Annotated in this window: 14 protein-coding genes; 7 read left to right on the forward strand and 7 right to left on the reverse strand. The window is 68.2% G+C overall.

Going from position 1 to position 13,701, the window contains the following annotated elements; genetic code table 11:
- The first annotated feature begins 71 nt into the window (after nt 1-71).
- Genes cbiB through AZSI13_RS12625 form a run of 3 tightly spaced genes read left to right on the forward strand, consistent with a single transcriptional unit; the run spans nt 72 to nt 2,963 of the window.
- A complete protein-coding gene (cbiB, locus tag AZSI13_RS12615; RefSeq protein ID WP_109041574.1) occupies nt 72-1,043 on the forward strand; it encodes an adenosylcobinamide-phosphate synthase CbiB in 972 nt (323 codons plus the stop codon).
- Entirely contained in the window at nt 1,036-2,040 is a 1,005-nt protein-coding gene (gene cobD, locus AZSI13_RS12620; RefSeq protein ID WP_109041527.1) for a threonine-phosphate decarboxylase CobD, read from the forward strand. Before cbiB ends, cobD begins: the two co-directional genes overlap by 8 nt.
- A complete protein-coding gene (locus AZSI13_RS12625; RefSeq protein WP_109041528.1) occupies nt 2,037-2,963 on the forward strand; it encodes a cobalamin-binding protein in 927 nt (308 codons plus the stop codon). The genes cobD and AZSI13_RS12625 overlap by 4 nt, the downstream gene beginning before the upstream one ends.
- A 572-nt stretch (nt 2,964-3,535) precedes the next feature.
- On the opposite strand, the gene AZSI13_RS12630 is transcribed toward AZSI13_RS12625, so the two are convergent.
- The 5 genes from AZSI13_RS12630 to AZSI13_RS12645 all read right to left on the reverse strand — a co-directional run bounded on the left by AZSI13_RS12630 (nt 3,536) and on the right by AZSI13_RS12645 (nt 7,117).
- Nucleotides 3,536-3,829: a hypothetical protein gene (locus tag AZSI13_RS12630; RefSeq protein ID WP_109041529.1), complete on the reverse strand. Its 294-nt coding sequence runs from the start codon at nt 3,827-3,829 to the stop codon at nt 3,536-3,538.
- A gap of 40 nt (nt 3,830-3,869) precedes the next feature.
- Nucleotides 3,870-4,355, reverse strand: a complete 486-nt coding sequence (locus AZSI13_RS17330) for a hypothetical protein (RefSeq protein ID WP_133247315.1) — start codon at nt 4,353-4,355, stop codon at nt 3,870-3,872.
- 661 nt (nt 4,356-5,016) lie between these two features.
- Nucleotides 5,017-5,247: a hypothetical protein gene (locus AZSI13_RS12635; protein ID WP_109041530.1), complete on the reverse strand. Its 231-nt coding sequence runs from the start codon at nt 5,245-5,247 to the stop codon at nt 5,017-5,019.
- Nucleotides 5,248-5,339: 92 nt separating this feature from the next.
- Entirely contained in the window at nt 5,340-6,548 is a 1,209-nt protein-coding gene (locus AZSI13_RS12640; RefSeq protein ID WP_109041531.1) for an exo-beta-N-acetylmuramidase NamZ domain-containing protein, read from the reverse strand.
- 8 nt (nt 6,549-6,556) lie between these two features.
- Nucleotides 6,557-7,117 (reverse strand): DOMON-like domain-containing protein, encoded by a 561-nt coding sequence (locus AZSI13_RS12645; RefSeq protein WP_133247316.1) that lies wholly within the window; start codon nt 7,115-7,117, stop codon nt 6,557-6,559.
- 185 nt (nt 7,118-7,302) lie between these two features.
- Between AZSI13_RS12645 and AZSI13_RS12650 the strand changes: the two genes are divergently transcribed.
- The 4 genes from AZSI13_RS12650 to AZSI13_RS12665 are packed head-to-tail and all read left to right on the forward strand — an operon-like array spanning nt 7,303 to nt 10,337.
- Nucleotides 7,303-8,193, forward strand: coding sequence for a radical SAM protein (locus AZSI13_RS12650; RefSeq protein ID WP_109041533.1), 891 nt, complete (start codon nt 7,303-7,305; stop codon nt 8,191-8,193).
- 10 nt (nt 8,194-8,203) lie between these two features.
- A complete protein-coding gene (locus tag AZSI13_RS12655) occupies nt 8,204-8,668 on the forward strand; it encodes a PACE efflux transporter (RefSeq protein WP_109041534.1) in 465 nt (154 codons plus the stop codon).
- Complete coding sequence (locus tag AZSI13_RS12660; RefSeq protein ID WP_109041535.1) at nt 8,668-9,627, forward strand: ROK family protein; 960 nt, start codon at nt 8,668-8,670, stop codon at nt 9,625-9,627. The genes AZSI13_RS12655 and AZSI13_RS12660 overlap by 1 nt, the downstream gene beginning before the upstream one ends.
- Before the next feature lie 8 nt (nt 9,628-9,635).
- The gene (locus AZSI13_RS12665; RefSeq protein ID WP_109041536.1) at nt 9,636-10,337 is read left to right on the forward strand and encodes an MOSC domain-containing protein; all 702 of its coding nucleotides are present in this window, start codon (nt 9,636-9,638) and stop codon (nt 10,335-10,337) included.
- A 264-nt stretch (nt 10,338-10,601) separates the two neighbouring features.
- Here AZSI13_RS12665 and AZSI13_RS12670 read toward each other — a convergent pair whose 3' ends face one another.
- Nucleotides 10,602-11,825 carry a hypothetical protein gene (locus AZSI13_RS12670; protein WP_109041537.1) on the reverse strand — a complete coding sequence of 408 codons (1,224 nt, stop codon included), beginning with the start codon at nt 11,823-11,825 and terminating at the stop codon, nt 10,602-10,604.
- Between the two features lie 549 nt (nt 11,826-12,374).
- Nucleotides 12,375-13,454, reverse strand: coding sequence for an alkene reductase (locus AZSI13_RS12675; RefSeq protein WP_109041538.1), 1,080 nt, complete (start codon nt 13,452-13,454; stop codon nt 12,375-12,377).
- Nucleotides 13,455-13,701: the final 247 nt, after the last annotated feature.

Raw genomic sequence — 13,701 nt, forward strand, 5'->3', positions numbered from 1 at the left:
CGTTGCCCGGAGTCGCGCGCCCCGTTGGGGCCGGCCATCCGGGTGGTCTGATGGAAACCACGGATTATCCCATGCCCAGCTGGCTCGCCCTGCCCCTTGCCGCCCTCCTTGGCGTCGCCCTCGACCGCCTCCTGGGAGAGCCGCGCCGGGGCCACCCCTTGGTGGGCTTCGGCAAGCTGGCCAACCTGCTGGAAAAGGCGCTGCGCCCGCCGCCGGCCGTAGCCTCCCGCACCGCCCTGCGCATTTTCGGCCTACTCGCCTGGTGCTTCGCCGTGCTGCCGCCGGTGCTGCTGGCCGCCTGGGCCAGCGCCACGCCCTGGCTGGGCCTGCTGGCCGATGCCCTGCTGCTCTATTTCGCCCTGGGCGCCCGCAGCCTGAAGGAACACGCCGACGCCGTGGCCGTACCCCTGGCCGGCGGCGATCTTCCCGCCGCCCGGCAACGGGTCGGCTACATGGTCAGCCGCGACACCACGGCCCTGGATGAATCCGGCGTGGCCAAGGCCTGCGTCGAATCGGTACTGGAAAACGGCAACGACGCCGTTTTCGGCACCCTCTTCTGGTTCGCCCTGCTGGGCGGCCCCGGCGCCCTGCTGTTCCGCCTGGCCAACACCCTGGATGCCATGTGGGGCTACAAGAACGAACGCTTCCTGCATTTCGGCTGGGCCGCGGCCCGCCTCGACGACCTGCTCAACTGGCCCGCTGCCCGCCTCACCGCCCTGACCTACGCTGCCCTCGGCCACACTCGCCGCGCCCTGGCCTGCTGGCAGGCCCAGGCACCGACCTGGGAAAGCCCCAACGCCGGCCCGGTGATGGCCGCCGGCGCCGGCTCCCTCGGCATCCTGCTGGGGGGCGCCGCCATCTATCATGGCCGGGAGGAACAGCGCCCGCCCCTGGGGGAAGGCCGCCCCGCCGCCGCCTTCGACATCGACCGGGCCTCGGCCCTGGTGCAACGGGGCCTGGGCCTGTGGCTCGGCACCATTGTTCTGCTCCACCCCCTGGCGGCCCTGGCCGCCTTCCTGCTCGGAAAGGTCTTCCATGCTTGAACACGGCGGCCGCCTGCGTCAGGCAGCCCGGCAATGGGGCATCCCCCTGGCCGACTGGCTCGATCTCTCCACCGGCATCAACCCCTGGGCCTACCCGGTGCCCGGCATCCCCATCAGCGCCTGGCAGCGCCTGCCGGAAGAGGAGGATGGCCTGGAGGCCGCCGCCCGCGCCTACTACGGCGCCAAGCACGTGCTGGCCGTGGGCGGCTCCCAGGCCGCCATCCAGACCCTGCCCAAGCTGCTGCCGCCGGGCCGCGCCGCCGTGCTTGCCCCCTCTTACGCCGAGCACGCCGCCGCCTGGGTCAAGGCCGAATGGGCCGTCACCCCTTTCGCCCCGGCCCGCCTGGAAGAGGTGGCCAAGGACCACAACGTGGTGGTAGTGGTCAATCCCAACAACCCCACTGGCGAGCACATCACCGCCCGCCGCCTGCGCGCCGCCGCCCGGGCCCTGGCCAAGCGGGGCGGCCTGCTGGTGGTGGATGAAGCCTTTGCCGACGCCGACCCGCGGGATTCCCTGGCCGACCTGGCCGGCACCAAGGCCGCGCCCAACTTGGTGGTGCTGCGCTCCCTCGGCAAGTTCTTCGGTCTGGCCGGCGCCCGGGTCGGCTTCGCCATCGCCCGCCCCGAACTGCTCGAGGCCCTGGCCGACGCCATCGGCCCCTGGGCCGTCAGCGGCCCGGCCCGGGTAGCCGCCGCCGCCGCCCTCAACGACCGGGCCTGGCAGACCGAAATGGCCCGGGACCTGGCCGCCGCCTCCCAGCGCCTGGAAACCCTGCTGCAGATCACCCTCGGCGCCAGCACCGGCACCCCGCTGTTCCGCTGGCTGCCCCATCCCCGGGCCGACTGGGTGCATGACGAACTGGCCCGCCGCGGCATCCTGGTGCGCCTCTTCCTTGAAGTGGACGGCTCTTCCAGCCTGCGCTTCGGCCTGCCCGGCGACGCAGCCGAATGGCAGCGCCTGGAAGCCGCCCTGGATGCCCTGAGGAAAGACCTATGAAACTGTCCCCGCAAGTCACCCAAACCGCTCGGGGCCGTACTCCGCAACTCATCCTGTGGGCCGCCCTGGCCCTGCTTGCCACGGCCCTGCCGGCCCGGGCCGAGATCGCCCTGCAGGACGACAGCGGCGCCCCCCTGCGCCTCAAGGCCCCGGCCCGGCGCATCGTCAGCCTCGCCCCCCACATCACGGAAAACCTCTACGCCGCCGGCGCCGGCGATCGCCTGGTGGGCACCGTGGACTACAGCGACTACCCCGCCGCCGCCAAGCGGCTGCCCCGGGTCGGCGGCTATTCCAACCTGGACCTGGAAGCCATCGCCGCCCTCAAGCCCGACCTCGTCATCGGCTGGGAAAGCGGCAACGCCCCCGGCCACATCGCCAAGCTGAAAAGCCTCGGCCTGCCGGTCTTCCTCTCCCAGCCCAACCGCATCGAAGACGTGGCCCGGCAGCTCGAACAGTTCGGCCGCCTGGCCGGCAGCGAAACCGTGGCCAACGACGCCGCCCGCCAGTTCCGCACCCGCCTCGCGGGCCTGCAAAAGCAATACGGCAGCCGCCCCGCGGTACGCACCTTCTACCAGATCTGGAAACAGCCCCTGATGACCGTGGGCCGGCAACAGATCATCTCCGACGTGATCCACCTCTGCGGCGGCGACAACGTCTTCGGCCAGCTCGACCAGATGGCCCCCAAGGTCAGCGAAGAGGCCGTACTGGCCGCCAACCCCGAAGCCATCGTCGCCAGCGGCATGGGCGACGCCCGCCCCGAATGGCTGGACGACTGGCGGCGCTGGAAGACCCTCGCCGCCGTGAAGCGGGACAACCTGTTCTTCGTCTCCCCCGAACTCATCCAGCGCCACAGCCCACGGCTGCTCGACGGCGCCGAACAACTCTGCCGCCATCTCGAAACGGCACGGCAACGGCGACCCTGAGCCTTACCCGGATCGAGGATGCCCGGCAGGGCAATAGGGACGGGGGGCTTGCAAGCATTGCCCCTGGGAGGCAAGAGGGGCGCGGCGTTTCAGGATGCCGCCTCGGAGAGGCAAGTGGGATGCGGGTCTTCTGGGGTGGCCGCGTGGGTATTGGGGTTGCGAAGGCTTATGGGATTCTTCAGGCGTGGCAGAGTGTTTGACGGCTGGGTTCCGCGCCTGACGCGCGGGTTACTTGTTCTTGTCTCGCCAAGAACAAGTAACCAAGAAGAAGGCGAGCCCGGTTTGGCGCCCCTTCGGGGTTCCCTGCGCTACTCGCTTCCGGCGGGGGCTGCGCAACTCGGGCCTAAAGGCCCTCAAACAGTGCTCGCCCTTCTCCCGCCAGAAGCTCCGTTGCTCGGCGCCGCACAGGGCAGGGCCGGCACATCCGAGCGTCCACCGTAAGCGGAGACAGCCGCCTAACGTTTTAGGTAAGCGGCGCTTTATCGCGTAGCGTCCAGCGACCAGAGGGAGCGGCCTTTACCGGAATGTTAGGCTGGGGCGTTAAAGCACCCTTGGATGTGTTTACGAATAGGCTAAACATCCTCATGCGCCTCCAGTTCTGGCTCAGAGTAGACCTTGACTCGGTATTTGAGTTGAAGGGCCTTGATAACTGACTCCACAAGTGGGCTGGCTACACTAGCTTTGATCTGATGTTTCATCGACGTGAATGTATCGATGGCAACTTTCTGCTCACCATCGTAGATCCAGAACCAGGAATCACCTTGTATGCCAGATTTGAGATGCTGAAAGTGAGCAGATAAATGCTCATGTAACTGGGAGTGAAAATCCCGGTACTCTTCCTGATACTCCATTTCGGCAAAGATCATGGATGTCTCGGTTGCGCTAGTTATAAATAAGCCTAACGTGCTAAGTAACCGGCGCGCCGCTTGTCGGCGCGTCCGGGTTGACTGGCGTGTTAGCCCTAATGAGCCAACGGTTTAGGAAGAAGAAGGCAATGCCGTGAAGAGCACCCACGACACCCGCAGCCCCCATGGCTGGAAGCAGAGTAGTTGCCACAGCCAACCAAAATTCAAATTGCCAGGGAGACAACCCATCGAATACGGTGCCAGCTGCAAGGGCTGCATTTGAAAAACCCCACAGCCAAATAACTAGCACGAATGCTGCGCCACCAATAAAGCCGTCAATTGCAGCACGCCGAAGCGAGGCAGCACCAGCCAGAATAAGACGAACTGAAACAGTGCCGCGCCAGCCGACAAGAGCCGACGCCGGCACAAGAAGAAACACGATGATTGGTAACGCCCCGTATGAATGGGTGGCGGACAGCAAGCCAACACACGACCAGATGACGAAGAACAGCAACGCATCAATGCGGCCGATCTTTTGAGCAATCACTTGTGCGTGCGTAGGCATATGCGGGCTAACTAGTAGTAGACGACAAAACGTCCAATAAAAATGGGACTGTCCAATATCCTGGAACACCGGACAGTCTGAAAGGCTTATCCCACAAGGGATTTAGCAGACTCGACCTTCTTCTGCCTCACTAAAAATCCGTGAAACCGGACAGGATTAAACTTACCGGCGGCGCGTACTTTCAGCAACAAAAATTGCAATTCGCATATCCCCACCATTCTCCCTGTCAGCACCATTACCAAGGCCACGCGGTGTTCCTTCCCTTCCACCCCCGCCGAGCAGCGCAGGGCGGGCGGGGGGCTTTCGGCGAGGACTGTCTGAGGGCCTTTAGGCCCGAGTTCCGCAGCCGCCCCGCTCGACTGAGCAGCGCAGGGGAGCCCGCAGGGCCGGGGGTGAGGGTCGCTTTCTTGTTGCTTACTTATTCTTGGCGATTCAAGAATAAGTAAGCCGCCGGGCAACGGCNGAACCCAGCCGCCAATCCACAGACCACGCCAAACCACGCCCAACGAATCACCCAACAACCCAACAACAAAAACACCCCGCAAACGCGACAAGGGCGCGGGCCTTCTCCAGACCCCGCGCCCTTGCTCGTTCTCCACGGCAATGGGGGCAAACACCGCGCCCCGCTTGCCTCTCCAGGCAGCTACTGCTTCACACCCGTTTCATCCCGCTCCGCCAGTCGGCGCAGCACGAGGGGGAAGAAGCCGCTGATGATGAGGGATACGGCCGTGACCAGCAGGGCGATGCCGGCGCCGCTGTCGGCCAGGATGGGGTGGAGGGCGGTGCCGACGCCGGCCAGGCTGGCGATGGCGGGAATGAGGGAGAGCACGCCGAGGATTTCGCAGACGATGAAGCTGACGGGCAGGTGTTTCATGGGTTCAGGCTCACGAGGAAGACAGGGCAGGGGTGGCAAAGCGGCCGGCGGAGGCCGGGGGCGCAGCATGGCCGCCCCCGGCCTCCGGCGGTTCAGTAACGCAGGAAAGGCCGGCGCGTTTCGGCCCAGGCGGCTTCGTCGGGCCGCACCAGGGCGTCGAAATCCGCCGGGGTGGCGGCGGCATCGTCCACCCATTCACGCAGCAACGGGCTGCCGTTGATGAGGTCGATGGCCAGGCGGTCCCGCTCGTATTCGTAGGGGAAGTCGCGCCAGATCGGGTAGTCGGGCTGCAGGCGGCGCAGGGCCTTGAAGGCCAGGGTTTGCAGGCGCCAGGGCTGGAAGGCGGCGTGGTCGTAGTGGGCCGGGTCTTCCACGTGGATTTGCACGCCGTGGCAGAGCTTACCGGCGTGCTTGTGGAAGGTGGGCTCGAACCAGCATTCCCGCAGCACGCAGCCCTTGAGCCATGCGGGGGCCAGGGCGCGCATTTCGGCGATGAGGGCGCGGGCGTCGATGTCCGGGGCGCCGAAGAGTTCCAGGGGGCGGGTGGTGCCGCGGCCTTCGGACAGCGTCGTGCCTTCGAGCATCACCGTGCCGGCGTAGGCCCGGGCCATGGAGAGGTTGGGGGCGTTGGGGCTGGGGTTCACCCAACTACGCTCGCCCAGGGGCCAGCCGTAGCCGGGGGCGGCTTCGGGCTGCCAGCCGGCCATGGTGATGACCTGGCAATCCACATCCAGCTTGAGGGTGGCGATGAACCAGTGGGCCAGTTCGCCCATGGTGAGGCCGTGGCGCATGGGCAGGGGCCCGGCGCCGACGAAGCTCTCCCAGCCCTCGCACAGCAAGAGGCCTTCCACCGGGCGGCCGGCGGGATTGGGGCGGTCCAGCACCCAGACGCTCTTGCCGTGCTTGGCCGCCGCTTCGAGCACGTAGCGCAGGGTGGTGATGAAGGTGTAGATGCGGCAGCCCAGGTCCTGCAGATCGACGAGCAGCACGTCGAAGCTGTCCATCATGGCGTCCGTGGGCCGGCGCACTTCGCCGTAGAGGCTGAAGACGGGAAGGCCGTGCAGGGGGTCCGTGTAGTCCGGTGACTCCACCATGTTGTCCTGCTTGTCGCCGCGCAGGCCGTGCTGGGGGCCGAAGGCGGCGGTGATGTTGAGGTCGGGCAGGGCCGCCAGGGCGTCGAGGGAATGGGTCAGGTCCCGGGTGACGGAGGCCGGATGGGCGAGGAGGGCAACCCGCTTGCCCGCCAGGGGGCGGCGCAGGGCGGGGTCGGCAAGCAGGCGGTCAAGGCCAAACTGGATCATGGAGTGTCCTACAGGTCGGGCAGGGCGAGGGGAAGGGCAAGCGCGAATCCGTCCCGGTGGTGAAAATCAGGTGGGCCAGCGGGGTGGGCCAGGGCCCAATAGGAGAGCGGGCCTTCCGCCGGCTCCACCACGGTGGTCAGGGCGAGTAGCAGATCACCGGGGCCGGCAGGCAAAGCTTCGGCGGGCAAGGTAACGCGGAGGCTCAGGCTGCCCTCAGCCCCCTGCCACTCCAGATGCGGCGCAGGCAGGGCCACATGACCCAAACGCTGGCGGTAGGCACCGAAGGCGTAGCCGGCCCACTGGCCGGAGGGGGAGAAGTTGTACTCCCGATACGCCTCGCCGCCCCGGCGCAGGAAGACCTCGAAACAGGTATGGGCCCACAGCCGGTCGGGTTCCACCGGCGCGGCCGGCGTCGGCAGGCGCAGGGCGGCCAGGTCGCCGGTGAGGCGGTAGGCCAGTTGCAGGCCGCCGTTGCCTTGGGCGGCCACATCCACCGTAATGCCGGCCACGGCGGGGGCCGGATGGGCGGCATGGGGCACCAGGGTGTAGCGGGCGGGCGTGGCGGTCATGGGCAAAAAGCGCAAAAACAGGTCGAAGGCAAAGCAGGCCGGCACAGCGGCCAAAAACGGCAACAGGGGCGAAGTTTAGCCCAGCCCGGGCCGCCCCGGATGCCGCGGGGCCGGCGAAGGGCCTTACAATTTACGGCCACGCCACCGGCGGCCCTGCACTGCCTACTCAGCCCCTTGCCCTGCCCATGATGCCCATCCGCTACGTCGAACCTGTCTTCCGCCCGCCCAGCGAGGCCGAATCCCTGATCCTGCCCGTCACCGACGGCTGCTCCTGGAACCAGTGCACCTTCTGCGAGATGTACACCGCCCCCCAGAAGCGCTTCCGCGCCCGGGAGGAGGAAGAGGTGCTGGAGAGCATCCGCCGCGTCGGCGAGCAATACGGCGACCGGGTGCGGCGGGTTTTCCTCGCCGACGGCGACGCCCTGGTGCTGCCCACCCGGCGCCTCCTGGCCTATCTGGAAGCCATCCGCAGCCACCTGCCGGCAGTACGGCGCATCTCCAGCTACTGCCTGCCGCGCAACCTGCGCAAGAAGTCGGTGGAGGAAATCAAGGCGCTGAAGGAAGCCGGCCTCTCCATGGCCTACGTCGGCGCCGAATCCGGCGACGACCTGGTGCTGGAGAAGGTGAACAAGGGCGAGACCTTCGACAGCACCCGGGAGGCCCTGGAGAAGCTGGGGGAAGCCGGCATCACCCGCTCGGTGATGATTCTCAACGGTCTGGGGGGCAGCGCCCATTGGCAGCAACATGCGGAAAACTCCGCTCGCCTGGCCAACGCCACCCAGCCCGAATACCTGGCCACCCTGGTGGTGAGTTTTCCCATGGGGGAAGAGCGCTTCCGCGCCGATTACCCGGAGTGGGAGCCCCTGGACCAGACCGGCCTGTTCCGCGAGATGGAACGCTTTCTCTCCCACCTGCAACTGAAGCGCACCGTCTTCCGCAGCGACCACGCCTCCAACTGGCTGGTGCTGAAGGGCAACCTGCCCACGGACCAGGACAAGCTGCTGGCCCAGGTGCGCGCCGCCCTGGCCGACCCGGCCCACGCCCCCCTGCGGCCCGCCTGGGCCCGGGGCCTGTGAGGCAGATGCCATGAGCCACGGTGTGCCCCTGCGCAGCTTCAAGGACCGGGTCCGCCAGGTGGCCCTCTTCGAACTGCTCGGCCTGCTGCTCATCACCCCGGGCTTCGCCTGGGTCTCGGGCCAGTCCATGGAAAGCGCCCTGGGCCTGCTGGCGGTGCTGTCCCTCATGGCCGCTCTGTGGAACGGCGGCTACAACACGGCGGTGGACTGGCTGCAGGCCCACCACTTCGGCACCCGGGCCGACCAGCGCGGCTGGCGCGGCCGCATCCTGCACGCCCTGTGCTTCGAGGGCGGCCTGCTGCTGCTCACCCTGCCGGTGATCGTCGCCTGGACCGACCTCGGCTGGTGGGCCGCCCTGGTGGCGGACCTGGGCCTGGCCCTGGTCTACACCGCCTACGCCTTCGTCTTCAACCTGGCCTACGACCGGCTCTTCCCCATCGTCGCCGTCGCCGCCCCTCCACGGGAGGACACTTGATGCGCATCGGCATTGACCTGGGCGGCACCAAGATCGAGATCGTCGCTCTGGGCGACGACGGGGAGGAATTGCTGCGTCGGCGGGTGGCCACCCCCCAGGGGGATTACCGCGCCACCGTTGCCACGGTGGCCCAGCTGGTGGAGGCGGCGGAGCAGGCCCTGCATGGCCGGGGCACGGTGGGGGTGGGTATGCCGGGGGCCGTTTCCAGCCTCACCGGCTGCATCAAGAACGCCAATTCCACCTGCCTCATCGGCCAGCCCCTGCAGCGGGATCTGCAAACCCTGCTGCAACGGGAGGTGCGCCTGGCCAATGACGCCAACTGCTTTGCCCTGTCGGAGGCGGTGGATGGGGCCGGGCACGGTGCCCGCTCCGTTTTCGGCGTCATCCTCGGCACCGGGGTGGGGGGCGGCATCGTCCTCGATGGCCGGGTGCTGACGGGGGCCAACGGCATTGCCGGGGAGTGGGGCCACATTCCCCTGCCGGCCCCCCAGGCAGAGGACCTGCCCCTGCCGCCCTGTTACTGCGGGCGCCTGGGCTGTGTCGAAACCTATCTTTCCGGCCCCGGGCTGGTGGCGGATTACCTGCGGCAGGGCGGGGCGTCGGAAGCGGGGGGTGATACGGGCCTCGATACGGGCCTGAATACCGCCCTCGATGCCGCCGCCATCGCCGCCCGGGCAGCGGCGGGGGATGCCCGCTGCGAAGCCGCCCTGCAACGCTACGAAGCCCGCCTGGCGCGGGCCTTGGCCACGGTCATCAACATTCTCGACCCGCAAGTGATCGTCCTGGGAGGCGGCCTTTCCCGGCTGGAGCGGCTCTACACCCGGGTGCCCGCCCTGTGGGCGCCCCACGTCTTTTCCGACCATATCGCCACCCGGCTGCTGCCACCCCGCCACGGCGATTCATCCGGCGTGCGGGGCGCCGCCTGCCTGTGGCCGGCCGACCCGGCCACGCAACCTTGAGGAAAGCCATGTCCCTGATCGTCACCCGCCTCGCCGTCGGCCCCGTCGGCGCCCTGCCCGAAGGCCGCCCCACGGCCATCTACAAGGAGGCCGTGAGCGGCCCCCTGGCCATCGGCCCCGAGGGCCTGGCCGGCGACGCCCAGGCCGACCGGCGGGTGCATGGCGGCCCGGACAAGGCCATCCACCTCTACCCCGCCGATCATTACCCTCGCCTCGCCGCCGCCTTCCCGGATGCGGCAGCCACCCTGGTGGCCGGCAGCCTAGGGGAAAACCTCTCGGTGGCCGGGGTGACGGAGGCGGATGCCTGCATCGGCGACATCTACGCCTTCGGCAGCGCCCGCCTGCAAATCTCCCAGCCCCGGGCGCCCTGCTGGAAAATCGACTCCCGCCACGGGGTGGACGGCATGGCCCAGCTGATCGCCGAGCAGGGCATCACCGGCTGGTATTTCCGGGTGCTGGAAAACGGCCAAGCCCAGGTCGGCGATACCCTGGCGCTGCTGCAACGCAACCCTGACCCCATCTCCATCGCCAGCCTGTGGCAGGGCTGGCAGGAACACCGCCCGCCCCTGGAGCTACTGGACCGCCTGGCCACCACGCCGGGCCTCACCGCCGACTGGGCGCGGCGCCTCAAGCAACGGGCGGACTGGCTGCGGGCCAATCCCCAGACCCCGGCTGCCAACGCCACCACCTGGCACCCGCGCCGGGATTAGGCGCGGGAAGCCGGGAGCCGGGATAAGGGATAAGGGGATAACGGCAGGAAATCGTGGCCTGGATTTTTGGCTTCGATGGCCGGGCCTTGATTCGAGCCTGACTCGGCACCGGGCCGCAACAGGGCAAGCGTAGCGGCCATCGGCAGGTCCCTCAGGTCTGGCCGCCCCCATGAAAAAGGGGCACCGGGGTAGCCATCCCCGGTGCCCCGATGCCATCGCCCCTGGGGCGACCGCCATGAAGCCGGGCGCCAGCCGGCGCCGCCCTCAGGCCGCTGCGGAACGGGCCTCGCTGCCAGCCGGGCGGGTGGCCAGATCCACCTGCTGCAATGCCCCGGCGCGGCCATCTTCCGACAGCCAGAGGCCGGTCTGGCGCACCTGGGCCTGGGTCTCCCGGGCCTCATCCTTGAGGCTGAACTGGCTATCCACCGAGCCCAGCCAGAGGGCGCCCACGCCGGCCTCCTGCAGGGTCTGCAACTGGCCGCCGGCCTTGTCGTCCTTGCCGCCTTTACCATCGTTGCCTTCGCCGCCGGGCCGCCAGACGCGCAGGTCGGCGTAGATGGCGTCGGCCTCGTCGATCCAGTTGTTGCCGTCGCTGTCGTAGGCCTTCAGGTCGGCAAAGCCGTTGCCCGAATCGGCGCCGAACAGTTCCTTGCCATTGTTGATGACGCCATCCTTGTTGCGGTCGAGGGCCAGGAAGGCGCTGCTGCGGCCCAGGCCGGCCACGGACTCGGCCTTGCCGTCGCTATCCAGATCGAAGTCGAAGCGGGTATCCGCCAGCTCCGCCGCCTTGCCGTCGAAGTTCAGCACCAGGGGGTCTTTCAGCACCAGGGAGCTGCCCTTGCTGTCGTTCTGGTACTCCGCCTCGAAGCTGCGCTGCATGGCCACCTCCAGATCGAAGTCGATGCAGCGGCCATCCTTGGTGCGCACCGTGCCGCTGGCGCAGACCTGGGTGGATTCGCTCTCCTTGACCTTGAAGGAGGTGCTGCTCTCCCAGTCCAGCACCATGATCTGGGGCGAGCGGGGCACCGCCTGCACGGCCTTGCCCGGCGGGCAGTCCTTGCCGCCCTGGCCACCCGCTCCTCCTGAACCACCCGCTCCTCCCAGGCCGGCCAGGGGGTCGCTGCTGCCGCTGCCCTGGCCCGTGCCGGAACCGGCAGCCTTTTCCTTCTCCGCCGCCAGCAGGGCGAAGAGCTGGGTGATGAGGTCCTGCAGCATCAGGTCCACCCGCCGCCGCCGGTCTTCACCGCTGCTGGCCAGGGCGCCGGCGCTCCAGCTTTCCGACAGCTCGGCCAGGGGGTCCCAGCTGCCGCCGGCCTGCTGCTGCCAATCCTGGGGCAGGGCCTTACCTTCCTTGCGGAAGGTTTCCATCATGTCCTTGAAGTTCTGCCATTGGCCCTGGCTGGTGACCCGGGTCGTGGTGCGCAGCTCGCTTTCTTCGCTGGCCGTGCGCTGGCAGCTGATATCCACCTGGCAATCCTGGATTTTCATTATCGACTCCTCGCAAAACCGGCCGGAAGGTGGCCGGGGACCTTCCTTTGCAAGAGGCTTGCCAGGGCGCGACGATCACGTAGAAACCAGGGGTTGGCGGGGATGAGGCGGTCACCGGCCGGCCATGCCGCCAGCGCCGGCGGCGGAAGCTGCCGTGTCGGCGGCAAGGAGGGCCGGGCCGATACCCGGTAGCCGGTGCCAGACAACTTTTCACAGATGCCCGGAGAGGCAATAGGGACGCGGACATGCCCGTGACCCCGCGCCCTGCTTGCCTCCCAGGGGCAATGCCAGGAAGAACCGCGCCCCTATTGCCGCGCCGGGCAGGTCGGAGCATAGAAATCAGCAGACAACGCTTGTTTGCGCCGCTTCCGCCAAATGCCCGGGGACGTCGCGTAGAAAAAGGAAAAGGCCGGGGCAAGTTCCGGCCTTTTCCTATTCTCTGCGCTTGCCAGACTTGGCTCAGCGATCTGCAACAACGCCCCGGTCCCACGCCGCCGACATGCCTGAACGCAGGCCAGTGGCGGCCAGCGGTGGCGGCGGGGCTGCCCCTCAGGCCAGGGCCGGGTAGTCGGTATAGCCCTCGGCGCCCCCGCCGTAGAGCTTGTCGGCCCGCAGTTCGTTGAGGGGAGCACCGCTCTTGAGGCGGCGGGGCAGGTCCGGGTTGCTGATGAAAGGCCGGCCGAAGGCCACCGCGTCGGCAGCGCCGGCGGCCACGGCCGCTTCGGCCGTGGCGCCGCTGTAGCCGTTATTGACCAGCCAGGGGCCGGGGAAGGCACGGCGCAGGGCGGCGTAGTCGAAAGCGGGGGCGCCTTCGGGCTGGCGCGGGCCGCCGGTTTCGCCTTCGATGATGTGCAGGTAGGCCAGCCCCAGGGGCGCCACCTGTTCCACCACGTAGCCGTAGAGGGCCTGGGGATTGCTGTCCAGGGGCGCGGCAAAGGTGGTGAGGGGGCTGAGGCGCAGGCCGGTGCGGCCGGCGCCGACTTCGTCGGCCACGGCCCGCACCACTTCCAGCAGCAGCCGCGCCCGGTGGGGGATGGGGCCGCCATAGGGGCCGTTGCGGTCATTGACGCTGTCGCGCAGGAACTGTTCCAGCAGATAGGTATTGGCGCCGTGCACTTCCACCCCGTCGAAGCCGGCGGCAATGGCGTTGCGGGCGGCCTTGCGGTAGTCCTCCACCAGGGCCGGCAGTTCTGCGTCGTCCAGGGCCCGGGGGGTGGAGACATCGACGAAGCCGTCTTTGGTGAAGGTCTTGGTGGGCGCCGGCCGGGCAGTGGATGACACGGGCGCGGCGCCGCCGGGTAGCAGGGAGGAATGGGAGATGCGGCCCACGTGCCACAGTTGCAGGACGATGCGGCCGCCGGCGGCATGGACGGCGTCGGTCACCGGGCGCCAGGCAGCCACCTGCGCGTCGCTGTAAATGCCCGGGGTATCCAGGTAGCCCTGGGCCATGGGGCTGATGGGGCTGGCCTCGGCGATGATCAGGCCGGCGCTGGCGCGCTGCCGGTAGTACTCGGCCATGAGGGCCGTGGGCACGCCGCCGGTGGCCCGGTTGCGGGTCAGGGGGGCCATCACGATGCGATTGGCAAGGGCGATGTCACCGAGTTGCAGGGGATCGTAAAGGGTCGGCATGGCAGGCAGTCTCCTCAGGAGGAATGACGGGAATTCCGGCCTGCCGCCGCGATGCGAAAGGGTGATCGGGCGGGGAGGCCGGCCAGCGTTTTACTCTAGCAGCTTTGCCGGCGCATTTGCCCAGGCCCTTGTCAGGGAATTGCTTCTCCATCGGGACAACGGAACGCCCTGGCTGACACTGCCGCCACGGCCTTCCAGGGTGGCCGCAGCGCCGGCAGGCACGGCAATTTGGGGGGAGTGCAGCGTG

It is taken from the genome of Azospira sp. I13 (assembly GCF_003112695.1).
Lineage (GTDB): Bacteria > Pseudomonadota > Gammaproteobacteria > Burkholderiales > Rhodocyclaceae > Azospira.